Genomic DNA, 23,906 nt, shown 5'->3' with positions numbered 1-23,906 from the left:
AGTCTGATTAGCCCCCATGTGTGGACGCTTCGCCCTGTTTCGCTGGACCCCTGCCTTTGCCGCCTTGCCCGGTTTTCCCGCCGACCAGCAGGCGCAATGGAATATTTCGCCAGCCGACTGGGTGTTGATCATGCGTGCCGCTGAAAACGAGGGCGGGATCGAGCTGGTGCGTGCGCGTTGGGGTTTGACCCCGGCCTGGCTCACCGATCTGTCGAAAACACCTGCCCATGCACGCGCCGAAACCGTGGCCGAGCAACCCATGTTTCGTGACGCCTTTACCCATCGCCGCTGCCTGCTGCCCGCCAACGGCTTTTACGAGTGGCGCGGCACGCTGCGCAAGCGTCCGTTCTGGCTGACGCCGGGGGAGGGCGCCGCGCTGTTTTTCGCCGCCATCTGGGAAGCCTATCCGGTGCAGGGGCATACATACCTGAGCGTGGCGGTGGTCACGCAGGCGGCTGCGACTCAGCGTCGCCCGCTGATTCTGGATGCCAGCGGCCAGAAAGACTGGCTGGCCGCCGACACACCGCTGCCGACCCTGCAAGCCTTGCTGGCAGCCCCGCAGACCGCATTGCGAGAGCGACCACTGGCCAATCTGGTCAACGATCCGAAGCTCAATGCACCTGAATGTCTGACGCCATTGAGTTAGACGGGCAGGGATAAGACCGATGAATCAGACAAATCCGATATCCGCCTTGAAGCGCATCTGATACAAACTGGACATACCTGCGGGAACCATCCACCTCTCTCAAAGACCAAGATGCCAGTTGGCCGGTATCTGGCGCAGAGATCTGCCCCGCAATGGCCGTTTCACAAACAAGGAGATTCACCATGCGTCAGTCATTTGCCCTCTGTGCCTTGAGCGCTGCGTTGCTGCTCGGCGGGTGTCAGGCAGTCAATACCACCAGTGGTGACTCGGTTGGTGTGGAGCGCAAGCAGTACATGTTCAGCATGCTCTCCACCGATGAAGTCAACAAAATGTACGCCCAGTCCTATCAGCAGACCGTCGGCGAAGCGACCAGCAAAGGTGTGCTGGATACCACCAGCGCCAACGCCAAACGTGTTCACGCAATCGCTGATCGGCTGATCGCCCAGGCCCCGAAACTGCGTCCTGATTCGGCTCAATGGCAGTGGGAAGTCAATCTGATCAAAAGTGACGAACTGAACGCCAACTGTGGTCCGGGCGGCAAGATCTTCGTTTACACCGGTCTGATCGACACCCTCAAGCTGAGCGACGATGAAATCGCTGCGGTCATGGGACACGAGATCGCACATGCCTTGCGTGAGCACGGGCGTGAGGCGATGTCCAAGGCTTACGGTGTGGCGATGGCCAAGCAGGGGGCGGGTGCCTTTCTGGGGCTTGGGCAAGACAGCTTGGCGTTGGCCGACACTGTGGTCAATTACAGCCTGACACTGCCCAATAGCCGCAGTAACGAAAACGAAGCCGACCTGATTGGCCTGGAGCTGGCTGCGCGTGCGGGTTACAACCCGAATGCGGCCATTACCCTGTGGCAGAAAATGACTCAGAACTCCGGGGGCTCGCAGCCAGAGTTCATGAGTACTCACCCGGCATCGCAGAGTCGCATTGCTTCGCTGCAGGCCGCGATTCCCAAGGTGATGCCGCTGTATCAGGCAGCCCCCAAATCCTGATCGGCTGAAACACCCGTGGCGTTGCGCGTCTTGCAACGCCACGGGAATGCATCACACCCAGCCGCTGACCTGCATTGCCTTGTACACCGCCACCAGTGCCAGCACGAAAAACGCACAGGCAGCCAGGCGGCGAATCAGGGTCAATGGCAATTTCTCGGCGGCAAAATTGCCCGCCAGCACCACCGGCACGTTGGCCAGCAGCATGCCCACCGTGGTGCCGAGAATCACCAGCCACAGGTAGGAATACTGCGCTGCCAGCATGACTGTGGCGATCTGCGTCTTGTCACCGATTTCGGCGATGAAGAAGGTGATCAACGTAGTCATGAACGGGCCGAATTTACGTGCCGTGCTGGCTTCGTCATCGTCCATCTTGTCTGGAACCAGTGTCCACAGCGCCGTCGCCGTAAAGCTGGCCGCGAGGATCCAGTGCAGCACTGCGTCTGACAGGAAGCTGCTGAACCATGCACCTACAGCGCCTGCTGCCGCATGGTTGGCCAGCGTTGCGGCGACAATGCCCGCAATGATCGGCCAGGGTTTGCGAAAGCGTGCGGCGAGAATGAGTGCGAGCAATTGCGTCTTGTCACCGATTTCGGCGAGCGCAACCACAGCGGTAGGGATTAAGAATGATTCCAGCATCAGGTTTCCTAAGGGGCGGGTCGACACGGCTATGACACGTACGACCTCCCCGCCCCGGGTAAGGTGTTCGTGTCATAGGTCTTGTCAAACCACCGATCCGTCTGAGCGGATTCCGGGTCGCACGTACCATGGTCTGAGGACCAAGTATGTTGATACGTGCCGGACGAGCATGGCGCTCGTGGGAGACTACTCCCCTAGGACGGAGCGGATTCTGCCTCCGCAAAAACGTTTCGGCAAGTGCTTATTTCAGGAGCGTTTGGCGCTGTAGATTTTAAAGCCGCTGCCCTGAGCCCTGACTTCACATTGCCCGACGTGCTCTTCGATCAGTGGCTGATAACGCAGAAAGTTATTCGCGACAAGGCGTAGTTCGCCGCCTGATTTAAGATGTTGGCGTGCTTTTCTCAGCAGGTTTTCCGTTGCCATGTAGTCGGTATGAACCCCCACATGGAACGGCGGGTTGCTGAGAATCGTGTTCAAACCCATTGGCGCTGCGTCGATTCCGTCACCGGTCAGCACCTGGGCTTGCAGGCCATTGGCGGCGAGGGTCAGGCGCGAACTTGCGGTTGCGAACGCATCCACGTCCAGCATGATGACGTCGTTGTGCGGGTAGCGACGCTTGACGGCTGCACCGAGTACGCCGGCACCACAGCCGAAGTCGAGCAGGTTGCCGCTCGGCAGCTTGTCGATGTTTTCCAGCAAAAGCGCCGAGCCACGATCAAGTCGGCCATGGCTGAAAACGCCAGGCAGGCTGACGACTGTGAGCGGGCCGTCCTGCAGGTCGATCTGGTAGGGCCTGGCGAGGCTTTCCAGCGTAACGGCTTGTGGTGCGTTCTCGACAGTGACCTGCCAGAGCTGGCAGTGGCGGGCACTGTCGAGCTTGCGCGCGCGGCCGAAGGGGCTCAGTTGCTTTGCAGCCGCTTCGATACCGCCACGTTTCTCGCCGACCAGAAACAACTCGCGCCCGGCCAGGCGTGAGGCCAGGGCGTTGAGCAGGTAATCGGTCAGGTCGCGGGCTTTGGGCAGGAACAGCACGGCGGCTTCGAAGGCGGCCTCTGGCGCTTCAACGCCGAAATCCACACGGCCCTCGAACCGCGCATCCAGCGCGGCCTGATCACCGGCATGCCAGCACCATCCACGCGCGTCCGGCAGTTTTCCGAGCAGGTCATCGGCGGGCAGCCCGACCAGCAACAGCGAGCCCTGAAACAGCTCGGCCTGACGGAGTAACACTTCACTGCGCGGGTCCATGGAATGGCTCCTGAAAAAGCGCGCAGTCTAACAGGATATGGGTCAGGAGGACGCGGAGCGTCCGGAGCGGCATGCGACGCGGAGCGTCGCACGATATTCGAGAGCACGCTCCAGTGGGAATGCGGCTCACGTCCAGAGCGTCGCACGATAGTTGAGATGATCGTTCCGCACGCTCCAGCGTGGGAATGCAGTTCTCGACGCTCTGCGTCGCAAAATGCCGGCACCTTTTGCGCAGACATCAGACAGCGTAATCTGCCGGGTCTGACGTCAATCCTCCAGGAGGTCCCACATGTATTGGGCAGAATTTCTTACCGTTGCGCTGATCCACCTGCTGGCCGTCGCCAGCCCCGGTCCGGACTTCGCGGTGGTGGTGCGTGAAAGCGTCACGCATGGTCGTAAGGCTGGTACCTGGTCAGCGCTTGGCGTCGGCTCGGCCATCTTTCTTCATGTGGGCTATTCGCTGCTGGGTATCGGGATTATCGTTTCCCAGTCCATCGTGCTGTTCAACGCGCTGAAATGGGCGGCAGCTGCATACCTGCTGTACATTGGTATCAAGGCCCTGCGCGCCAGGCCGGCGGCTGCGACGGGCGATGCCGCTATCAAGGCAATCCCGGGCGAGCGCACAGCAAAGAGTGCCTACATCAGCGGTTTCGTCACCAACGGCCTTAACCCCAAGGCAACGCTGTTTTTCCTCTCGCTGTTCACCGTAGTGATTAATCCGCACACGCCGCTGCTGGTGCAGGGCGGCTATGGAGTCTACCTCGCAGTGGCGACGGCCGCGTGGTTCTGCCTGGTGGCGCGGCTGTTCAGCCAGGCGCGGGTACGCGCGGGTTTTGCGCGCATGGGCCACTGGTTTGATCGGGCCATGGGCGGAGTGCTGGTCGCGCTGGGTATCAAACTGGCGTTCACTGAAGTGCACTGAAGCCTGCATTCAACAACGCTTTTACCGAGCGTATACCGAGTATGAGTGCCTCTTGCAGACAGCGAGAGGCGCTTCGAAAAATCATCCCTTTTACTGATTTCACTGGCAGGCGGGGGCTCTAGAGTCCATATTTCGAGCTCCGCCTGTGGACTTTGAAGAGGGACTCATATGTTACAGACTCGCGTTCTTGCGCCCGCCGATGGCGCTTACCAGTACCCTCTGTTGATCAAGCGCCTGCTGTCGTCCGGCAGTCGTTATGAAAAGACGCGTGAAATTATTTACCGCGACTCCGTTCGCTATACCTACCCGACCCTCAACGAGCGCATCTGCCGCCTGGCCAACGTTCTCACGGCGGCAGGCGTGAAAGCTGGCGACACCGTGGCGGTCATGGACTGGGACAGCCATCGCTATCTGGAATGCATGTTCGCCATCCCGATGATTGGCGCAGTGATCCACACCGTCAACGTGCGGCTATCGCCCGAGCAGATCGCCTACACCATCAATCATGCCGATGACCGGCTCGTATTGATAAACAGCGACTTCACGGGCCTGTATCAGGCGATGTCCGGACATTTGACCACCGTTGAAAAGACCCTGCTGCTGACGGATCTGCCCGACAAGACTGCCGACTTGCCAAACCTCGTCGGCGAATACGAGACCCTGCTGGCGGCAGCCAGCCCCGATTACGCTTTCGAGGATTTCGACGAGAACTCGGTCGCGACCACGTTTTACACCACAGGCACCACGGGCAACCCCAAAGGCGTCTATTTCACCCATCGCCAGTTGGTACTGCACACCATGGGTGTGGCGGCCATCCTGGGATGCGTCGAAAGTCCGCGGCAGTTGGGCAACGATGACGTCTACATGCCGATCACACCGATGTTCCATGTGCATGCCTGGGGCGTTCCCTATGTGGCGACCATGCAGGGCCTGAAACAGGTGTATCCCGGCCGCTATGAGCCCGAATTGCTGGTAGAGCTTTGGCGCAAGGAGAAAGTGACCTTCTCCCATTGCGTGCCGACCATCCTGCAGATGCTGCTTAACGCCAAGTCTGCTCAGGATGCGGACTTTGGCGGCTGGAAAATCATCATTGGCGGCAGCTCGCTGAACCGCAGCCTGTATCAGGCTGCCAAGGCCAGAGGCATCCAGCTCAGCGCCGCGTATGGCATGTCTGAAACCGGGCCACTGATTTCTGTCGCGCACATCAACGACGAACTGAAGGCCAGCAGCGAAGACGAGCAGATTACCTACCGCATCAAGGCCGGTGTGCCTGGCATGCTGGTAGAAGCAGCCATCGTCGATCAGCAAGGCAACTTCCTTCCGGCCGATGGCGAAACCCAGGGTGAGCTGGTCCTGCGTGCGCCCTGGCTGACCGAAAGCTATTTCCGCGAGCCTGAGAAAGGTGCTGAGTTGTGGGCGGGCGGCTGGCTGCACACTGGCGATGTGGCAACGCTGGACGATATGGGCTTCATCGATATTCGCGACCGCATCAAGGATGTGATCAAGACCGGTGGCGAATGGATTTCCTCGCTGGAGCTTGAAGACCTGTGCAGCCGGCATCCTGCTGTGCGCGAAGTAGCTGTGGTCGGTATCGCCGACCCGCAATGGGGTGAGCGGCCTTTTGCCTTGCTGGTGATTCGCGACGGCCATCAGCTTGATGCCAAGGGCTTGAAGGAGCATCTCAAACCGTTCGTCGAGCAAGGTCACATCAACAAGTGGGCAATTCCCAGCCAGATCGCGCTTGTTACTGAAATTCCCAAGACCAGCGTCGGCAAGCTCGACAAGAAGCGCATGCGTCTGGACATTGTGGAATGGCAGAACAGCAACAGCACGTTCCTTTCCACGCTCTGACACCGTCTGCTTGCCGCGCCCGTCGGGCGCGGCAAGTGTCTGCGTCGCAGGTCCTGTTCTGCGACTTGCCAAATTTCCAATTTAATCCATTCTCCCTGCCACAGGTTTTTTAGCGGCCTTCCGGAAACGGGCGGGCCAGAGGCGTTGGTCCTGCAAATCACACTTTAGAGGGATCTAGCGTCAGGGCGTGCTGGCTATAGTCAGCACAGGGAATGAGCAAGAGCGGAGCTGGCTGTGTGTAGTGATTCGAAGACAGAGTCGTTTTTGGATTTTCCCACTGCCATAACAATAAAACACAAGGAGTAGCGTCGATGACAAGCACACCCCCATTCTGGCGTCGGGCCAGGCTGCCTCTGGCCGTCAGCCTTGCTTCCTCGCTCGCCGGCCCGGCCTTTGGCGTGACCTTCAACGTCGGTGAGATCGAAGGCAGTTTCGACTCATCGCTGTCGGTAGGTGCCAGCTGGTCGACTGCAAACCCCAATAAAAACCTGATCGGTGCCAACAATGGCGGGCGTGGTCTGTCGCAGACCTCCGATGACGGCCATTTGAACTTCAAACGTGGGGAGACGTTTTCGAAGATTTTCAAGGGCATCCATGACCTGGAACTCAAGTACGGCGATACCGGCGTGTTCCTGCGTGGCAAATACTGGTACGACTTTGAGCTCAAGGATGAAAACCGCGAGTTCAAGGACATCAGCGACTCGGGCCGCAAAGAGGGCGCCAAGTCGTCCGGGTTTCAGTTGCTGGATGCGTTTGTCTACCACAACTATTCGATTGCCGATCAGCCGGGTGCGGTGCGCTTCGGCAAGCAGGTTATCAGTTGGGGTGAAAGCACTTTCATTCAGGGGGGCATCAACAGCGTCAACCCAGTCGATGTCTCGGCCTTTCGGCGTCCAGGCTCTGAAATCAAGGAAGGCCTGATCCCGGTCAACATGTTCTACCTGTCGCAAAGCCTGACCGACAACCTGTCTGCCGAGGGCTTCTACCAGCTGGAGTGGGACCAGACTGTCGTCGACAACTGCGGCACCTTCTTCTCGCAGCCGGACGTGATCGCCGATGGCTGCAACAACAACCTCGCGGTATTGCGCAGCCGCAGCGGCCTGAACAGTTCGCTGACGGCTGCCGGTTTGCCAGCAGGCGCACGCGGCGCGGTGTTCAACTCGTTGTCGCAGCAGGGCGTAGTGTTCGGTAACCCGGATGAGGGCGCTGTGGTGCGCCGTGGGCCTGACCGCGATGCGCGTGACAGTGGCCAGTTCGGCTTTGCCTTGCGTTACAACTTCGAGCCGCTGGATACCGAGTTCGGTGCCTACATGATGAATTACCACAGCCGTGCGCCGATCTTCAGCGGACGCGGCGGCTCGGCTGCTTCGTTCAGTCCGCAAGGTCTTGTGGGCTCGCTGGTCCGTAACGGTATACCGGCAGCAACGGCGACGCGACTCGCGCCCACGCTACTGCCGGTTGTTGTGGCAGGCAACTCCAGTTACTACGTCGAATACCCGGAAGACATCCGTCTATACGGTCTGAGCTTCTCGACCACCTTGCCTACCGGCACCGCGTGGAGCGGCGAGATCAGCTACCGCCCGAATGCACCGATTCAGGTCAACACCACCGACATCCTGTATTCGGGTATTTCGCCGCTCAACCCCAACGTTTCGCTGCTGAGCGGGCAGCCCAATACTGATCAGCCCGGTTATCGCCGCAAGGAAATCACTCAGTTGCAAACCACGTTCACCCAGTTCTTCGACCAGGTCATGGGCGCAGAGCGTCTGACGGTGGTCGGTGAAGTGGGCTGGACCCACGTGGGTGGCCTGGAAAGCACTTCCAAAATTCGCTACGGCCGTGACCCTGTGTACGGTCCTGGACCGCTGCCTGGCGGCCAATGCGCGACGCTCAACGCAGGCACGCTCACCGGTGCCGAGCAGAACAACCTGACCCGTTATTGCGAAGACGACGGCTTTACCACGGCCAACTCCTGGGGCTACCGCGCCCGTGCCATCTGGGATTACAACAGTGTGTTTGCCGGGGTCAACCTCAAGCCGAGCGTGGCCTGGTCGCACGACGTCAAAGGCTATTCGCCGGGCCCTGGCGGCAACTTCGAAGAGGGACGCAAGGCCGTCAGCCTGGGGCTCGATGCCGAGTACCAGAACACCTACACCGCGAACCTTTCCTATACCAACTTCTTTGATGGCAAATACACCACGGTTGATGACCGGGATTTCGTGGCGCTCAGCTTTGGCATGAACTTCTAAGAGCATGGTTTTCAGGATGACGATGAATATGAAAATAACAAAAAGTCTGTTGCAAGCCGGGGTTCTGGGCATGTCGTTGCTGGCGACCAGTGTGATGGCGGCGGTCTCCGCCTCCGAAGCGGCAAAGCTGGGTACCTCGCTGACGCCGATGGGCGCTGAAAAGGCTGGCAATGCGGCCAACACCATCCCTGCCTGGAGCCCGCTGCCGAAAAATGCCGGAGCGGTGGACAGCAAAGGGTTCCTCGCCAACCCGTATGCCAGCGAAAAGCCGTTGTTTACCATCACCGCGGCCAATGTAGAGCAGTACAAGGACAAACTCGCGCCGGGCCAGTACGCGATGTTCAAACGTTATCCGGACAGCTACCGGATTCCGGTCTACCCGACCCATCGCGGTGCCACCGTGCCGGATGAAGTGTTTGCCGCCATCAAAAAGAACGCGACGACCACCAAACTGGTCGGTGGCGGCAGCGGTCTGGAAAACTTCGATACGGCCATCCCGTTTCCGATCCCGGCCAGTGGCGTCGAGGTTATCTGGAACCACATCACCCGTTACCGGGGCGGCAGCGTCAAGCGTCTGGTTACCCAGGCCACGCCGCAGCCCAATGGCTCGTACAGCCTGGTGTATTTCTCCGATCAATTCGTGTTTCGCGACAAGATGAGGGATTTCGATCCGAAAAACCCGGGCAACATCCTGTTCTACTTCAAACAGGAGGTGACCGCCCCAGCACGTCTGGCGGGCGGTGTGCTGCTGGTGCATGAAACCCTGGATCAGGTCGCCGAACCGCGCTCGGCATGGCTGTATAACGCCGGTCAGCGCCGTGTAAGGCGTGCGCCGCAGGTTTCGTATGACGGGCCGGGCACCGCGTCGGATGGTCTGCGTACTTCCGACAACCTGGACATGTACAACGGCGCACCTGATCGCTATGACTGGAAACTGATCGGCAAGCAGGAAATGTACATCGCCTCCAACAGCCACAAGCTGGACGATCCGACGCTCAAGTACGCTGACATCATCAAGGCTGGCCATATCAACCAGGACCTGACCCGCTATGAGCTGCGTCGCGTCTGGCACGTGACCGCCACCCTCAAGGAAGGTCAGCGTCATATCTACGCCAAACGTGACTTCTTCATCGACGAAGACACCTGGCAGGCCGCCGTTATCGACCACTATGACGGCCGTGGCCAGCTGTGGCGCGTTGCCGAGGCACACTCGGAAAACTACTACGACAAACAAGTGCCTTGGTACGCGATTGAAACCCTGTACGACCTGCAATCCGGTCGCTACGTGGCACTGGGCATGAAAAACGAAGAGAAGAGGGCGTATGAGTTCGGCTTCACTGCCGGCACCAGCGACTTCACCCCCAACGCGCTGCGTCAGGAAGGGGTTCGTTGATACCTGACCGATACACGCTGTAAATCAATGTCATGGCCATGTGCTTGAAAAGCCCCTTTAATGGGGCTTTTTCACGTAGAGGACATGGTCTTATAAGCTGTAGGAATTTTGTTACAGTCTTTTCCGTGATGACCTTTCAAAAGAGGCGATTTACCCGCTAGTCTCCGAACACCGCTATGCCGCGACAACGATTTTCACACGAGCCGGCCATGACTGATCTGTCCCGAATGCAAGGGTTCGCAGACAGCGCGATTCCTGCGTTGGAGGGGCGATTTTTTCGCCCGCCACTCCCTGAGGGTTACGTCCCTCGTTCCCGCCTGTGCCAACGCCTCGAGGACGGGCTGAGCTGCAGGCTGCTGCTGGTATGCGCCCCGGCCGGGTTTGGCAAGAGTTCGCTGGCCGTCGAGTTCTGTCAGGGCTTGCCGGACAAATGGCAGAACGTATGGCTGGGGCTGAGCGCGCGGGACAGCGACCCGGGTCGTTTTCTGGAGCGTTTGCTGGGCAGCCTGCAGCAGTTTTTCCCGCAACTGGGCACGCAGGCAATGAGCCTGCTGAAAATGCGTCAGCGCCATCAGCCGTTCGCGTTCGAGGAATGGCTCGACGGTCTGCTCGACGAACTGGCCATGCACCTGATGCTGAGCAAACCGCTGCTGTTGGTGCTGGATGATTATCATCTGGCCCAAGGCCCGGTGCTTGACCGCTGCCTGCAGTTTTTTCTCAATCATTTGCCGGTTGGGCTGGTGGTCATGGTGACCAGCCGACAGCGCCCGGACTGGCACCTGGCACGCCTGCGTCTGACGCGCCAGTTGCTGGAAATCAACGAGCAGGATCTGCGCCTGACGCACGCGGAATCAATGGCAGTGCTGGACCGCCATAGCAGCTCGCTCGACAGTGAGGTGCTGCAAAACCTGATTCAGCGTAGCGAAGGCTGGGTGGCCGGGTTGCGATTCTGGTTGCTGGCAGCGTCTGAAGCGGGTGATGAAAGTGCTTTGTCGCAGGCGCTGCGCGGCAGTGAGGTGCTGATTCGCGAGTACCTGCTTGAAGAGGTGATCGACTGCCTGCCGGCCGATGTTCAGGCGTTTCTTTATGACACTGCGTGTCTTGAGCGTTTTTGCGTCGGGCTGTGCGACGCCGCGCGGGACAGTCATGACAGCGTCGAGATGATCCGTTATCTACAGGCGCATCAGGTCTTTTTGGTGCCGCTGGACGAGCAGGGCCACTGGTTTCGCTATCATCATCTGTTTTCCGATCTGTTGCGCGCGCGTCAGGCTGGCGGCGCGCAACCGACCCGGCTGCACCTTAACGCCTGTCGCTGGTTCAGCACTCAGGGCCAGCTGGATGAAGCGGTGGAACAGGCATTGCGCGCCGGGCATCTGGATGTGGCCGCCAATCTGGTGCAGAGCCTCTCTGAAGAGCAATTGCTGGCCGAGCAGAATGTCGGCATGTTGCTGCGCTGGAAGATGGACTTGCCGGATGATCTGTTGACCAGCACGCCACGCTTGATTGTGCTCTACGCCTGGGCGCTGGGGCTGGCCTGCCAACTGGACGCCGCCGAGGAACTGGCCAATCAATTGAGCCGGTTCCTGCCAGCGCCCTCGGCGACTGCGCAAAAATCCATGCTTGCCCAGTGGCTGGCGCTCAGCGGCATCATCGCGCGTGGCCGTGGAGACAGTGAAAAGACCGAACGCTATTGCACTGAAGCCCTGCTGACCTTGCCGGAAAAACGCTATGGACAGCGGCTTGTCTGCCTGTCGACGCTGGCCAACCTTGCGGTTGCCAATGGTGATCTGTGGCGCGCCCGCGTGTTGAATCGTGATGCGCTGGAGCTGGCACAGCGGGTTGCCAATCCACTGTTCGAAGCGCTGGCGCACTACGATCGCGCCAGGGTCTTGCAGGCTCGAGGCGAAATTCTGCGTGCGCTTGATGAAGTACGCCGGGGGCAGCAGCGCCTCAAAGGGTTGTCCACCGTGCGCTTGTACGCAGTTCGCGCGCGCCTGACGCTGTATGAAGGCTATTTGCTGACCCTGCGCCTGCAAGTGGACCAAGGGCGGGTTTTATTGCTGGCCGGGCTGGCCGAAGCGCGCGCCTGTCGCGACATCAGTGTGCTGATCGGCCACTGCGTGATAGCCACCATGGAGGGCTGCGCCGGTCGGTTTGCCGAAGCTTTCGCCGAACTCGCCGAGGTCGAACGTTTGATGCACATCTGGGATGTGCCCCCGATCTACTATCTGGCGATGGTGACTCTGGTGAAATGCGAATTGTGGTTGCTGCAAGGGCGCATGGACCTCGCCGAAGCCTGGTTGTTGCGCCTGACTCAGGCCTACAACGGTGAGCCGGGCGCTGCGGCCCCCGAGTGTCATCCGCAACTGCCACAACACATCGAATTGCAGCGTGCGGTGCTGGATCGACTGCAGGGTGATGATGTTGCCAGCGAGCAACGTTTGCAGGCGCTGGAGCGGCATGCCCGGGAGGTGGGCGCGCCACTGCTCGGGCTTATCGCGATGACTCAGCAGATAGGTCTGCTGCTGAGCCAGACGCGTCGCGACGAAGCGCGAGAGCTGCTGCTGCGCAGCCTGCAGTCAGCGGCCGGAGGGGCTCTTATTCCCTTCAAAACGCTGCTGGGCGAGCATTCCCAGTGGCTGCATGAGCAACTGCTGCAACTGCCGTCCTGCAAGGTTCGCGAGGCCTTGCTGGAAGAACTCCCGGCCTCCTGCACGCCGACACTCGAACCTGCGCATGGCAGCGACTGCCTGAGTGTGCGTGAGCTGGGCGTACTGCAACTGATTGCGCAGGGCTGTTCCAACCAGGAGATCAGCGAGCAACTGTTCATTTCCCTGCACACCGTCAAGACTCACGCCAGCCACATCAACAGCAAACTGGGCGTCGAGCGGCGTACCCAGGCGGTGGCGAGGGCAAAGGTACTGGGCTTGCTGGGTTAGCCAGCAGGGCGACTCATCAACTGATCAGGCCGGGCTGCCCGCCCACAGCGTATCAACCTCTTCCAGCCCCCAGTCGGTCGGCGTTTCGATTTTGACGATCACGTCCGGGTCGGCAAAACTGCCCAGATCGATGATCTGCGCGGCGAACGTCTTGCCGGTCCGTGCCGACATGAAGACCTTCACCCTCGGTTTCAACAGCGACGCATCACTTTGCTCGACCACAACGCCGAGACGCCCGCTTTCCAGGCGCACCAGCGTACCGGTCGGGTATATGCCCACGGTCTTGACGAAGCTTTGAAACACCACATCATCAAAATGGCCTTTCCATGAAGCCATCTCGCGAATCGAATGGGCAACGCCCCAGCCCTTTTTGTAGGGGCGGTCGGAGGTAATGGCGTCATACACATCGCAGACTGCGCCCATGCGCGCAAATATGCTGATCTGGTCGCCTTTCAGGCCGTGGGGATAGCCCGAGCCGTCGACCTTCTCATGGTGGTGCAAGCACACATCCATTACCGTCGCCGCAACGGGCTGATTTTCCTTGAGTATCTTCAGACCCAGTTCGGGGTGAGCCTTCATGATCTCGAATTCGTCATGGGTGAGGCGGCCCGGTTTATTGAGCACTTGCGGAGCAATCATCATTTTGCCGACATCGTGCATCAGCCCGGCCACACCCGCTTCGCGCACCTGATCATCAGGCAGGCCCATGCGTCTGGCGAGCGCAACCATCAGCGCGCAGACCGCCACCGAATGCATGTAGGTGTACTCGTCGGACGTTTTCAAGCGTGACAGGCTGATCAGCGCATGCGGGTGGCGCAGGATCGAACTGGAGATTTCTTCCACCAGCAACTGCACGTTGTCGACATCCATCGCCTGGCCCATGCGGGCTTCGGTAAACATGGCCATGACGGCGTTTCTGGCTCTACCGCAAATGGCCCGGGCGCGCAGGACTTCCTTGTCCAGACTGGCTGGTGCGGTGTCATTTATGGAGGGTGCTGGTGCTGTTTGGGGTGCCAGTACACGGCTTTTGCCGGTTTCGATCCAGACTTCCCGGGTGCCCGATTGCTGGATGCGCTTGAGCACCTCGACGTCAGCAAGCATGACTTCGACCAAGCCTATCCAGAATGGATCGTTGGTCCAGCGGCGACAGATTTTATGGATGTGCATGCCAAGGGCAAGCTCAGCGACAGGGATTTTTTTCAGCATGCTCAGTCACCCGGGTGTGTTGGCACGGCAGGCAACGGGCAAGCGAAGAAAGCAGACGGCCAACTGCCAGATGAGGCCAGCAGAGTGCAAGAGCTACCGATCGACATGATTTCACCTCATTGACTGCAAGGATCATCCTGATCTCAAGGTGCCAGTATAGGGCGCTGCCTGCGAAAAAATCTTGTCTATTTGTTGTGTCAGCAACCCGTCAGGCAGCCCGCAGTGCCCTGTGCAAAACAGGCGCAGTGTAGATTTCCTGACGCGTTCAAGTGCTGAAAAGTATTTTCAGGCAGCCGGTGCCGCACCTGGCAAGTGATGATACTGACGGGCAAAGTACACCAAGGCGTCTGACTCACCCTGATCCCTTATATCCAGCACCTGGCAAAAGAGAATGTCATGTGTGCCGACGCTGACGGATTGGGTCACCTTGCAGTCGAGGGCCAGTTTGGCGCTGTTCAGTATCGGCGCACCCGTCACCCCGCTTTCCCACTGGCCACCGTCAAAACGCTCCTGCTGTGAGCGCTTGCCACCGAACAGGTTGGACAAGTCCTGCTGACCGTTGCCCAGTGTGTTGACGCATAACAGGCCGTTCTCGATGAAGGTTTCATACACCGAGGCGCTGCGATTGATACAAACCAGTAGCGTGGGAGGCTGATCGGTCACGCTGCAGACCGCTGTCGCAGTAAAACCGGCGCGGCCGCCGGGGCCATCGGTGGTGATGACGTTGACGGCTGCGGCGAGGCTGGACATTGCATCGCGAAACGCCAGCTGGCTGACCGGGTCAGCGGGGAGGGTGGCAAGGGCTTCAGAGTCGGCATGCATGGGATGAGTCCTTTCAGGTCTGTGCGTTGAGAAAGTCGAGCAGGGTGCGTTGGAAGGGCAATGGGTCGGTGATGTTCGAGGCGTGGCCGCCATATTCCAGCAGCACCAGCCTGGCGTTGGGCAGTGCCTCGGCCAGATGTTGCGATTGTTGCCAGGGCACCAGCATGTCGTCGCGGTTGGCAATCAGCAGGGTCGGCGTCTGGATACGAGCCAGACTGGCCTCCACGTCGAAGGTTTGCAGTGCATGAATACGTCGCAGCAGGTTGTCGGTGTCGGGAAAATGCGCCAGCGCATGGGCCTCGTCATCGGCCAGCCGGGCACCGTTGGCGGCGATCCAGTCTGCCGGGTACAGAAACAGTGCCTGCGCTTGCACGTAGGCGTCCGGCCCGCTGTTCAACAGCAGTTTTTTGCGCACTGAAAAGCAGCGCGCTGTGTGGGTTGGGGCTGCTCCACGCATTGATCAGCACCTGACTTTGCAAAAATTCGGGGCGCAACAGCGCAATCTCCAGGCCCACCAGCCCGCCCAGCGCATGGCCTATGAAATGGCAACGCTGGATACCGAGCGAGTCGAGCAGGGTCAGCAATTCCATGGCCATATGGCGGATCGAATAGTCTGCCGGCAAATCCGCAGGGCTGCGTCCAGTCCCGGCGTGATCGTAGACCAGTACGTCATGGTCGCGGGTCAGCGCCGCCAGGTCATCCGCCCAGTAACGGCTGGATCCGCCCAACCCGGAACTGAGCACCAACAGGGGCGCATCGGCATGCTGACATCGATGAATTTCATGAAACATGCACGTTCTCCGGGTGGGCTTCAGGTCGGTTTTTAAGTCAGTGCTCAGCCGATGTGGGCGATGCTGGCGATTTCGATCAGCGCCTCGGGCTTTACCAGACCGCACTGGATGCAGTAACGGGCCGGTTTCTCGCCCGCGAAGTATTCGGCGTACACCTCGTTGACCTTGGCGTAATCGGCCCAGTCGCGAATCATGATCATGTTAAAGGTGACATCGTCCATTGTCCCGCCAGCGGTTTCGACCACGCTTTTGATGGTTTCCAGCACATGACGGGTCTGGGCGGTCGCATCGCCGACGTGCACCACGTTGTTGTCCTTGTCGAACGGTAACGTGCCCGAAACGTAGAGCACGCCATCGGCCATGGAGCCCGGCACAAACGGAGCAATGGGCTTGGTGGTGCCAGCAGGAATAATCGCTTTCTTGGTCATGCGTATGTCCTCACGAGGGTTGCCCGACAGGGCTGAAGGTGGTGCAGAAGTCATCGACGCTGGAAACCCAGCCGAAGAAGGTTTCGATGTTGAATAGCGCAGCTTGCTGAGCGAATTCGGGACCTGCCTGATGGGTTGCATCGGCCAGCACCACGCCGAAGTACTCCAGGTGGAAACCGTCACGCAGGGTGGATTCAACGCACACGTTGGTGGCGATGCCGGTGAATACCAGGTTACGAATGCCGCGGCTGCGCAACACGCTGTCAAAACTGGAATTGAAGAAGCCGCTGTAACGGATTTTCGGCACCACAATGTCGCCAGGCTGTGGCTTGAGTTCATCGACCAGTTGATAGTCCCATCCGCCTTTGGCCAGCAGTTGCCCTTCGAGCTCCGGGCGCTTGCGCATGGTTTTCAGGGCATTGGACTTATGCCAGTTCGGCGAGCCGGGCCCTCCCGCCTCGACATAGGCCGGGTCCCAGCCATTCTGGAAAAAGATCACCGGGATGCCTGCTGCACGCGCTGCGGCACAGGCCTTGTTGATATTGGCGATAACCGGCCCGGTGCTGCTGACATCGAACCCGGCAAGGTCCAGATAACCCCCCAGCGATGCGTAGGCGTTCTGCATGTCGACGACCACCAGCGCTGTTTCGCCGGGTTTCATGCGCAGCGGCTCGGGACGGGCGGGCAGCACACGGGCGGGTTGCCCGTCCGGCAGGTCGACGCCTGCGACAGTTGCCGAAGCATTCATCAGACCACCTCCTTGAGCTGCGCGATGTGCTTGCGACTGGTCATCAGCGGCTGGATTTTCTCGCCGAAATCCTCGACGCCTTTCACGAAGTCATCGAAGGTCAGCATCACGCCCTGAGTCCCCGGCACACTGGCGACTTCATCGAGCATTCGCGCCACGGTGGCCCAAGAGCCGACCAGCGTGCCCATGTTGATGTTGACCGCCGAGGTCGGGTCGGCCATCTGCCGCAGGTTCGAACCGGCGCTCTTATCCGCCGAGCCCTTCTCGCTCAACCAGGCGATGGCCTCTTCGTCTGCACCGTCCTTGATGTGCTCCCAGCGAGCCCTTGCCGCTTCATCGGTATCGTCGGCGATGATCATGAACAGCACGCAGGAGGTAACGTTGCGGCCGGTCTTTTCGTTGGCTTCGATCAGTTTCTGTGCGGTGGGCGCAAACGCAGTAGGGGTGTTCACGCCCTTGCCGAAGCAGAAGTTGTAATCGGCGTACTGCGCTGAGAAAGCCATGCCTGCTTCGCTTTGACCGGCGCAGATCAGCTTCATGTCGGCCTTTGGACGAGGGCTGACGCGGCAGTCCTGCATGCTGAAATGCTCGCCCTTGAAATCACTGCTGCCGGTGGCCCACAGGTCGCGCAGAACCTGGGCGTATTCGGCCAGGTATTCATAGCGGGTATGGAAGAACTCATCGCCGGGCCACAGGCCCATCTGCTCGTATTCGGGTTTCTGCCAGCCGGTGACCAGGTTGATCCCGAAGCGGCCGTTGGAGATCGAATCGATGGTCGAGGCCATGCGTGCCGCGATGGCAGGTGGAATGGTCAGAGTGGCCACGGTGGCGAACAGCTGGATCTTGCTGGTCACTGCCGCCAGACCCGCCATTAGCGTGAAGGACTCCAGGTTGTGCTCCCAGAACTCTGTCTTGCCGCCGAAGCCGCGCAGTTTGATCATCGATAACGCAAAGTCGAAACCGTAGCCCTCGGCCGTCTGCACGATCTGTTTGTTCAGCTCGAAAGTCGGCATGTACTGCGGTGCGTTGCTGGAAATCAGCCAGCCGTTGTTGCCGATGGGGATGAAGATACCGATGTCCATATAAGGCCTCTCTGCGTTGGTCGATGCGTGCCAGAGCACTTGATTCATCTCTTAATTCGCCATTGCATTAAGCGGGCCATAAATTTTTATTGTTTTTATTCAATTGCTTACAAATAAAATTCTTTTTTTGCAGACCATTTGGTCTGAATCAGAGCACTTGGTTTGTGCAGGGCGCACGCAGACGGGGCAGAGTCGACCGGCTGGGTAACCCATATCGACAAAACAGCTGCGCCCGTTAAGATGCCCGCTCATTTCGGCATCACTGGATGGATGTGCGTGAACAAGAAACCTCCTGTGACGGAGCCCGCGAGCAAGCGCGGACGCAAGGTCAAGCCCGAAACCGTGGTCAAGACCACTCGCGAGCCCAGTGCTACTTCCCTGAAGCGGCGCATGCGCCTGATGGAAGGCAAGCGCACGCTGATTCTCGATGCGGCGCTGGAGATATTTTCCCGCTATGGCGTGCACGGCAGCAGCCTGGATCAGGTCGCGAGCCTGGCGGATGTTTCCAAGACCAACCTGCTGTATTACTTCAGCAGCAAGGATGATCTGTACCTCAACGTACTGCGTCAGTTGCTTGAAGTCTGGCTGAGCCCGCTGGTGCATTTCACTGCCGACAAGGAGCCAGTGCAGGCTATCGGCGCCTACATCAAGGCCAAACTGGAAATGTCCCGTGATCACCCGGCCGAATCACGGCTGTTCTGTATGGAAGTGATGCAGGGCGCGCCGCTGATTCAGGGCGAGTTGCAGCACCCGTTGCGCGACACGGTGCAGGCCAAGGTGGCAGTCATTCAGCACTGGATCGACAGCGGCCAGTTGGCCCCGATCAACCCGCACCATCTGATTTTCACCCTGTGGGCGACCACTCAGCATTACGCCGATTTCCGCACTCAGGTCGAGGCCGTTACCGGCAAGACGCTGGACGACCCGGTGTTTTTCGAAGAAGTGCTGGCGAGCCTGCGCAGCATGATCCTGGACGGCATCCTGCCGCGTACTGCCTGAAAAATTGCGCGGGCCCCGACACGCGCACCCTGGACGCGCAGTGAATGCAGGTCATGCACAAACCAAGTGCTCTGATTCAGACCATTTGATCTGTTCTGCGCGGTGAAATCGAGTCAGGCCGTTGTTCCATAGCGTTTTCCCGGTAGTGGCATGGATGCTGCTACGGCCTGAGAGTCGGCCACGTGCTGCCCTCATCGGCCATTACCCTCAGGAAAACGTCTATGTACAAGAAACTGTTGCCCGGGACATTGTGTGCGGCTGTAGCGTTCGGGGCCGCCGGCTTCGCTCAGGCCGAGGGCTTGACCCTGAAGGGACCTGCGAAAATCGCCATGGTCTACATCAGCCCGCGCAATGATGGCGGCTGGACTCAGGCATTCGATGAGGCGCGCGTGAAGCTTGAGAAGGATCTGGACACAAAAATCCAGTTCGTTGAAAGCGTGCCCGAGAACGCCGCTGCCATTACCCCAGTGGTCGACCGGCTCATCGCGCGCGGTGCCAATATCATCGTCGGTACTGCATTCGGTTACTCAGACACCTTCCTTGCGCTGGCCAAAAAATACCCTGATGTCGCGTTCCTGAACGGCTCGGGCACCACCAACGCGGCGAACCTCGAATCGTTTTATGGCCGTACCTACGAGAGCCAGTACCTGTGCGGCATGGCCGCTGGTGCTGCGTCGAAAACCGGCAAGCTGGGCTTCGTCGCCGCCAACCCGTTCGGCCAGGTCAACTGGACCATCAACGCCTACGAACTGGGTGCCCGGCAGATCAATCCGAAAGCCACCGTCACTGTGGTTTATACCGGCGCCTGGAATGACCCGGTCAAGGAGCGCGCGGCAACCATGGCATTGATCGACAACGGCGTCGATGTGGTCGGCCAGCACGTCGACAGCCCGACACCGCAGATCGTCGCTCAGGAGCGCGGCATTCATGGCACCGGCCACCATCGGGATCTGAGCGAGTTTGCCCCCAAGGCAACCGTCTGTTCTTCGTTGTGGGTCTGGGACCGCTTCCTGGGGCCAGAGCTCAAAAAGGTCATCGCGGGCAACTGGACCCCGCCCGCCAACGGTGCACTGCTGTCGATGCAGCAGGGCGGCACCGATATCACGCTGAGCAAAGACCCGATCATTTCGGAAGACAATCGCAAGAAGATCATGGCCGAGCGTGACGAACTGCTGGCAGGCAGGAAAATCATCTACAGCGGACCGCTGGCGGACCGTGACGGCAAGGAGCGGGTTGCGGCCGGTCAGCAATTGTCTGACCCGGATCTGTGGAAGATGGACTGGTTTGTCGAAGGCGTGAAGACTCAGCAATGAGTCAGGTCAACGCGCTGCAACTCACCGGCATCAGTAAATCGTTCGATGGCTTCAAGGCGCTGATCGATGCCGATTTCACCGCCTGTTGGGGCGAAGTGCATGCGTTGCTGGGCGAGAACGGTGCAGGCAAGTCATCGCTGATGAACATTGCAGCCGGGCTGTACGCACCGGAAACCGGCACGCTGCTGCTGGACGACAACCCGGTTCGGCTTCAGGGGCCCAGGGACGCCAGCCGTTACCGGATTGGCATGGTTCACCAGCACTTCAAGCTGGTGAAGCCCTTTACAGTGGCGCAGAACATTCTGTTGGCACTGCCCGAGCAACCGGGCGAAGGCAGCTATCGAAAGCGTCTGCGTGCGCTGGAGCAAGAGATTGTCAGCAAGGCGGACGAACTGGGGTTTGCGATTGACCCGGCCCGGACCGTCGACAGCCTGTCGGTCGCCGAGCAGCAGCGCGTCGAGATTCTCAAGGTGCTGCTGGCCGGTGCGCGCATTCTGATCCTTGATGAGCCGACCGCAGTCCTGACCGATCAGGAGGCCGAACGTTTGCTGCTGACCGTTCAGGCCTTTGCGCGGCAGGGCGCTGCGGTGATTCTGGTGACGCACAAGATGGCCGACGTCAAACGCTATGCCGACCGTGTGACCGTGATGCGCGGCGGGCGCACCGTGCAGACTGTTGACCCGCAGAAGGTGAGTGTCGAGCAACTGGTGCAACTGACCGTGGGCGAGTCGGTGCCGGTCGCAGAACATCATTGCGCAACGCCTGGTGAGGTGCGTTTACAGGTACGCGATTTGCGCAGCGTCGGCAGTGGCGCACTCAACGGCGTGAACATGACCCTGCACGCCGGGCAGATCTACGGTATTGCAGGCGTTGGCGGCAATGGTCAGGCCGAACTGGCCAACGCATTGATGGGGCTGCCGCAGGCCACCGAGGGCGAAATCCACATGGCCTCTTTTGGCGACCTGCGCAGTGCGTCGGCTGATCAGCGTCGGCAACTGCGCATCGCTTCCATCCCGGCGGACCGCTACGGCGCGGCGCTGGCCGGGTCGCTGTCGGTGGCCGAGAACTTCGGCATCGGCAACATCCATAGCGGGCAATACGGTTCTTTCTGGCGTCTGGGCTACAAGCGCCTGAAACAGGACGCGCAAAGCGCGGTGGCGGACTTCGATGTGCAGGGCGTGCGCTCTCTCGATCAGAAAGCTGCACTGCTGTCGGGCGGCAACGCACAGAAACTGGTGATCGCCCGTGAATTCAGCCGCGACCCGCAATTGGTGCTGGTGCATAGCCCGAGCCGTGGCCTGGACGTGCGTGCCACACAGGCGGTGCATGCCCGCCTGCGCGCGGCACGCGATGCAGGCGCTGCGGTGCTGGTGATCAGCGAAGACCTGGACGAAGTATTGAGCCTGGCTGACCGTATCGGCGTAATGAACGGCGGGCGTGTCGTCGCCGAGTTCGATTACCCCGCTGACCGTCAGGCTATCGGCAAAGCGATGGTGAGCCATGAGTGACACAACTGCATTGCAACAGACTGCTCCGGCACGCCAACCGTTGCTTTCGCGCCGCTACACGCTGGAACTTCGTCAGCAGACTGGCTGGCCCTTGCAGGCGCTGATCATAGCCCTGGCGTTGCTGGTCGGCCTGGCGATCTGTACTACTATCCTGATTCTTGCCGGGGTGCCTGCTGACGAGTTGCTCAACGAATTCGTCGTTCAAACGGTGTTCGATGCCCAAAACTTCAAGGCTGTGCTGTTTCAGGCGTCGCCGATGATTATGGTCGGCCTGGCCGGGTGCATGGCGTTTCGTGCGCGCTTCTGGAACCTGGGGCTGGAGGGCCAGATGATCTGGGGAGCGATTGGTGCCACGGCGATTTCGCTGTTCCAGGTGGGGCCGGAAGTTCTGCGCCTGCCGCTGATGATGGCGGCGGCTGTGATCTGCGGGTTGCTGTGGAGCCTGGGGCCGGTGCTGTTGAAGCTCAAGTGGCAGGTCAACGAGATCATCTCGACCCTGATGCTCAATTACATCGCCGCCAACTTCCTTCTGCATCTGGTTTATGGCAGTTGGAAGGACCCGCGAGACAACTTTCCCTACTCGCCCGCGTTTCAGAGCTTTGAGCGTCTGCCTGATCTGTTTGCGGGGTATAACGCAGCGATCCCCCTGGCGCTGTTGGTCACCGGCCTGACCCTGTGGTTTGTCGGCGTCTCGCGGGCCGGGCTGTACCTGCGCTTCGTCGATGCCAACCCGAAGGTCGCCGGGGCTGTGGGTGTGCCGGTGCGCAAGATGATTATCGGCACTGTGCTGCTTTCAGGTGCGCTGGCGGGGCTCGCAGGTTTCGTTGTGACGTCCGGGCAGGAAGGGCGCCTTACCCAGTCGTTCTATCAGGGCTACGGTTTTTCCGGGATTCTCATCGCCTTTCTGGCCCGCAATAACCCAGTGGCCGCTACCGTGGTCGCGCTGCTGATCGCCATGCTGTTCGTGGCCGGGCGCAACCTGCAGGTGTTCTATCAGATTCCGTTTTCGATGGTGCAACTGATCCAGGCAATCCTGGTGATCTGCGTCGCGTCGTCGGACTTTTTCATCCGCCATCGCCTGCGGCGCATTCAGGCAGGAGAACGTTGATGGAGCTTATTTCCCACTGGTTGGGCAGCGCACCGGATTTCGCCGTGCCGTTTGCGCTGGCCGCACTGGGCCTGATCCTCATCGAGCGCAGCGGTGTACTGGCGCTGGGCGTCGAGGGGCTGATGCTGGTCGGCGCATTGGCGGGCATCGGTATGCAGTTGAGCCTGGGCTCGCCTGGTCTTTCGCTGCTGGCGTCGATGGTGGCGGCAGGCCTGGTTTCGTTGCTGTTTGCGCTGATGGTGTTGGTGCTGCGGATCAATCAGGTGATTGCCGGCCTGGCGCTGGTGTTCTTCTGTCAGGGTTTGACCGGTCTGCTGGGTACGCTGCTTGGCTGGACCAACCGGCCAGTCAGCGGCTTGCAGGCGTTGGAACTATGGCCTTTGTCCGAGCTGCCGGTGGTAGGCAGGGTGTTTGTTCAGAACCCACTGGTGTATTTGACCGTGGTGATTTTCATTGCGGTGGTCTGGCTGCTTGACCGCTCCCGAACCGGGCTGCGTTTGCGGGCGGTTGGCGAGAACCCGCAGGCCGCCGATGCCGCAGGCATTTCTGTGTTGGGTTACCGCTTGGCGGCAATTGTCGCCGGTTCTGCATTGATGGGGCTGGCGGGCGGCTTCATTGCCGTACTCAGTACCAAGATGTGGATCGCGGACATGACAGGCGGACGCGGCTGGATTGCGGTTTCGCTGGTGATCTTCGCGCGCTGGTCGCCTTGGCGTGCGTTGGCCGGTGCTTTGCTGTTCGGTGGCATCGAGGCGCTGATTCCGCAATTGGCGGCCACGGGGGTGCGCCTGCCTCAGTATTTCGTCTTGATGACGCCCTACGCGGTCACGTTGTTGGTGATGGTCTGGGTGGCAAGCGGCAAGCGTCAATCCAGCAGTCAGCCGGGTGCGTTGGGCGAGCCTTATATTCGTGAGGAACGACGCTGAGCAAAACACGTCAAGCGCCGTAATACGGGCGGTTCAGCAGGGGTTAAGGAATTTTTGACAGCTGGCATGCTCTAATCCGGTTACCAGCGTTCG

19 protein-coding genes, 1 pseudogene and 1 riboswitch are annotated in these 23,906 nt (G+C 59.8%); of the genes and pseudogenes, 12 read left to right on the top strand and 8 right to left on the bottom strand.

The window, feature by feature from the left end:
- Positions 1-16 precede the first annotated feature (16 nt).
- A complete protein-coding gene (locus RYC18_RS12345) occupies positions 17-646 on the top strand; it encodes an SOS response-associated peptidase (protein ID WP_016981446.1) in 630 nt (209 codons plus the stop codon).
- Positions 647-828: 182 nt separating this feature from the next.
- A complete protein-coding gene (locus RYC18_RS12340; protein WP_004663924.1) occupies positions 829-1,647 on the top strand; it encodes a M48 family metallopeptidase in 819 nt (272 codons plus the stop codon).
- A gap of 51 nt (positions 1,648-1,698) precedes the next feature.
- Here RYC18_RS12340 and RYC18_RS12335 read toward each other — a convergent pair whose 3' ends face one another.
- Together RYC18_RS12335 and RYC18_RS12330 are read right to left on the bottom strand one after the other, a co-directional pair.
- Positions 1,699-2,283: a TMEM165/GDT1 family protein gene (locus RYC18_RS12335; protein WP_002552184.1), complete on the bottom strand. Its 585-nt coding sequence runs from the start codon at positions 2,281-2,283 to the stop codon at positions 1,699-1,701.
- Positions 2,284-2,296: 13 nt separating this feature from the next.
- Positions 2,297-2,490, bottom strand: a riboswitch (yybP-ykoY riboswitch).
- Positions 2,491-2,529: 39 nt separating this feature from the next.
- A complete protein-coding gene (locus RYC18_RS12330; RefSeq protein WP_002552185.1) occupies positions 2,530-3,528 on the bottom strand; it encodes a class I SAM-dependent methyltransferase in 999 nt (332 codons plus the stop codon).
- Positions 3,529-3,817: 289 nt separating this feature from the next.
- Between RYC18_RS12330 and RYC18_RS12325 the strand changes: the two genes are divergently transcribed.
- The 5 genes from RYC18_RS12325 (at position 3,818) to RYC18_RS12305 (ending at position 12,882) form a co-directional block, all read left to right on the top strand.
- Positions 3,818-4,450: a LysE family translocator gene (locus tag RYC18_RS12325; RefSeq protein WP_002552186.1), complete on the top strand. Its 633-nt coding sequence runs from the start codon at positions 3,818-3,820 to the stop codon at positions 4,448-4,450.
- Positions 4,451-4,618: 168 nt separating this feature from the next.
- Positions 4,619-6,301, top strand: coding sequence for a fatty acid--CoA ligase (locus tag RYC18_RS12320; RefSeq protein WP_316886166.1), 1,683 nt, complete (start codon positions 4,619-4,621; stop codon positions 6,299-6,301).
- 311 nt (positions 6,302-6,612) lie between these two features.
- Positions 6,613-8,550 carry a DUF1302 domain-containing protein gene (locus RYC18_RS12315; RefSeq protein WP_005778004.1) on the top strand — a complete coding sequence of 646 codons (1,938 nt, stop codon included), beginning with the start codon at positions 6,613-6,615 and terminating at the stop codon, positions 8,548-8,550.
- A 28-nt stretch (positions 8,551-8,578) separates the two neighbouring features.
- Positions 8,579-9,943: a DUF1329 domain-containing protein gene (locus tag RYC18_RS12310; protein ID WP_005746200.1), complete on the top strand. Its 1,365-nt coding sequence runs from the start codon at positions 8,579-8,581 to the stop codon at positions 9,941-9,943.
- A 209-nt stretch (positions 9,944-10,152) separates the two neighbouring features.
- A complete protein-coding gene (locus RYC18_RS12305; protein WP_316886165.1) occupies positions 10,153-12,882 on the top strand; it encodes a LuxR C-terminal-related transcriptional regulator in 2,730 nt (909 codons plus the stop codon).
- 24 nt (positions 12,883-12,906) lie between these two features.
- Here RYC18_RS12305 and RYC18_RS12300 read toward each other — a convergent pair whose 3' ends face one another.
- The 6 genes and pseudogenes from RYC18_RS12300 to rutA form a co-directional block, all read right to left on the bottom strand.
- A complete protein-coding gene (locus RYC18_RS12300; RefSeq protein WP_005746197.1) occupies positions 12,907-14,088 on the bottom strand; it encodes an HD-GYP domain-containing protein in 1,182 nt (393 codons plus the stop codon).
- A 285-nt stretch (positions 14,089-14,373) separates the two neighbouring features.
- On the bottom strand, positions 14,374-14,910 hold the full coding sequence (gene rutF / locus RYC18_RS12295) for an NADH-dependent FMN reductase RutF (protein ID WP_011167871.1): 537 nt from the start codon (positions 14,908-14,910) through the stop codon (positions 14,374-14,376).
- A gap of 13 nt (positions 14,911-14,923) precedes the next feature.
- Positions 14,924-15,701, bottom strand: a pseudogene (gene rutD, locus RYC18_RS12290) (pyrimidine utilization protein D).
- A 44-nt stretch (positions 15,702-15,745) separates the two neighbouring features.
- Positions 15,746-16,129 carry a pyrimidine utilization protein C gene (gene rutC / locus RYC18_RS12285; protein ID WP_002552194.1) on the bottom strand — a complete coding sequence of 128 codons (384 nt, stop codon included), beginning with the start codon at positions 16,127-16,129 and terminating at the stop codon, positions 15,746-15,748.
- A 10-nt stretch (positions 16,130-16,139) separates the two neighbouring features.
- Positions 16,140-16,877, bottom strand: a complete 738-nt coding sequence (rutB, locus tag RYC18_RS12280) for a pyrimidine utilization protein B (protein ID WP_002552195.1) — start codon at positions 16,875-16,877, stop codon at positions 16,140-16,142.
- Positions 16,877-17,959, bottom strand: a complete 1,083-nt coding sequence (gene rutA, locus RYC18_RS12275) for a pyrimidine utilization protein A (protein WP_002552196.1) — start codon at positions 17,957-17,959, stop codon at positions 16,877-16,879. The genes rutB and rutA overlap by 1 nt, the downstream gene beginning before the upstream one ends.
- Positions 17,960-18,229: 270 nt before the next feature.
- Here rutA and rutR point away from each other — a divergent pair, with 270 nt between their 5' ends.
- The 5 genes from rutR (at position 18,230) to RYC18_RS12250 (ending at position 23,813) form a co-directional block, all read left to right on the top strand.
- Positions 18,230-18,958, top strand: coding sequence for a pyrimidine utilization regulatory protein R (rutR, locus tag RYC18_RS12270; RefSeq protein ID WP_005752985.1), 729 nt, complete (start codon positions 18,230-18,232; stop codon positions 18,956-18,958).
- A gap of 221 nt (positions 18,959-19,179) precedes the next feature.
- Positions 19,180-20,271: a BMP family ABC transporter substrate-binding protein gene (locus RYC18_RS12265; protein WP_004659938.1), complete on the top strand. Its 1,092-nt coding sequence runs from the start codon at positions 19,180-19,182 to the stop codon at positions 20,269-20,271.
- Entirely contained in the window at positions 20,268-21,779 is a 1,512-nt protein-coding gene (locus tag RYC18_RS12260; protein ID WP_117139491.1) for an ABC transporter ATP-binding protein, read from the top strand. The genes RYC18_RS12265 and RYC18_RS12260 overlap by 4 nt, the downstream gene beginning before the upstream one ends.
- A complete protein-coding gene (locus RYC18_RS12255; RefSeq protein ID WP_005746191.1) occupies positions 21,772-22,887 on the top strand; it encodes an ABC transporter permease in 1,116 nt (371 codons plus the stop codon). The genes RYC18_RS12260 and RYC18_RS12255 overlap by 8 nt, the downstream gene beginning before the upstream one ends.
- Positions 22,887-23,813: an ABC transporter permease gene (locus RYC18_RS12250; protein ID WP_044294090.1), complete on the top strand. Its 927-nt coding sequence runs from the start codon at positions 22,887-22,889 to the stop codon at positions 23,811-23,813. Before RYC18_RS12255 ends, RYC18_RS12250 begins: the two co-directional genes overlap by 1 nt.
- Positions 23,814-23,906: the final 93 nt, after the last annotated feature.

It is taken from the genome of Pseudomonas syringae group sp. 247E2, from assembly GCF_032587795.1.
Lineage (GTDB): Bacteria > Pseudomonadota > Gammaproteobacteria > Pseudomonadales > Pseudomonadaceae > Aquipseudomonas > Aquipseudomonas amygdali.
Note: the sequence above shows the minus strand (reverse complement) of the source record. Positions and strands in the feature narration are given on the sequence as shown.

Excerpts from the sequence above, each read along its gene's own strand:
- RYC18_RS12345 (WP_016981446.1), top strand. The coding sequence starts at position 17 with ATGTGTGGACGCTTCGCCCTGTTTCGCTGGACCCCTGCCTTTGCCGCC.
- RYC18_RS12340 (WP_004663924.1), top strand. The coding sequence starts at position 829 with ATGCGTCAGTCATTTGCCCTCTGTGCCTTGAGCGCTGCGTTGCTGCTC.
- RYC18_RS12335 (WP_002552184.1), bottom strand. The coding sequence starts at position 2,283 with ATGCTGGAATCATTCTTAATCCCTACCGCTGTGGTTGCGCTCGCCGAA.
- RYC18_RS12330 (WP_002552185.1), bottom strand. The coding sequence starts at position 3,528 with ATGGACCCGCGCAGTGAAGTGTTACTCCGTCAGGCCGAGCTGTTTCAG.
- RYC18_RS12325 (WP_002552186.1), top strand. The coding sequence starts at position 3,818 with ATGTATTGGGCAGAATTTCTTACCGTTGCGCTGATCCACCTGCTGGCC.
- RYC18_RS12320 (WP_316886166.1), top strand. The coding sequence starts at position 4,619 with ATGTTACAGACTCGCGTTCTTGCGCCCGCCGATGGCGCTTACCAGTAC.
- RYC18_RS12315 (WP_005778004.1), top strand. The coding sequence starts at position 6,613 with ATGACAAGCACACCCCCATTCTGGCGTCGGGCCAGGCTGCCTCTGGCC.
- RYC18_RS12310 (WP_005746200.1), top strand. The coding sequence starts at position 8,579 with ATGAAAATAACAAAAAGTCTGTTGCAAGCCGGGGTTCTGGGCATGTCG.
- RYC18_RS12305 (WP_316886165.1), top strand. The coding sequence starts at position 10,153 with ATGACTGATCTGTCCCGAATGCAAGGGTTCGCAGACAGCGCGATTCCT.
- RYC18_RS12300 (WP_005746197.1), bottom strand. The coding sequence starts at position 14,088 with ATGCTGAAAAAAATCCCTGTCGCTGAGCTTGCCCTTGGCATGCACATC.
- rutF (WP_011167871.1), bottom strand. The coding sequence starts at position 14,910 with ATGCATGCCGACTCTGAAGCCCTTGCCACCCTCCCCGCTGACCCGGTC.
- rutC (WP_002552194.1), bottom strand. The coding sequence starts at position 16,129 with ATGACCAAGAAAGCGATTATTCCTGCTGGCACCACCAAGCCCATTGCT.
- rutB (WP_002552195.1), bottom strand. The coding sequence starts at position 16,877 with ATGAATGCTTCGGCAACTGTCGCAGGCGTCGACCTGCCGGACGGGCAA.
- rutA (WP_002552196.1), bottom strand. The coding sequence starts at position 17,959 with ATGGACATCGGTATCTTCATCCCCATCGGCAACAACGGCTGGCTGATT.
- rutR (WP_005752985.1), top strand. The coding sequence starts at position 18,230 with ATGTGCGTGAACAAGAAACCTCCTGTGACGGAGCCCGCGAGCAAGCGC.
- RYC18_RS12265 (WP_004659938.1), top strand. The coding sequence starts at position 19,180 with ATGTACAAGAAACTGTTGCCCGGGACATTGTGTGCGGCTGTAGCGTTC.
- RYC18_RS12260 (WP_117139491.1), top strand. The coding sequence starts at position 20,268 with ATGAGTCAGGTCAACGCGCTGCAACTCACCGGCATCAGTAAATCGTTC.
- RYC18_RS12255 (WP_005746191.1), top strand. The coding sequence starts at position 21,772 with ATGAGTGACACAACTGCATTGCAACAGACTGCTCCGGCACGCCAACCG.
- RYC18_RS12250 (WP_044294090.1), top strand. The coding sequence starts at position 22,887 with ATGGAGCTTATTTCCCACTGGTTGGGCAGCGCACCGGATTTCGCCGTG.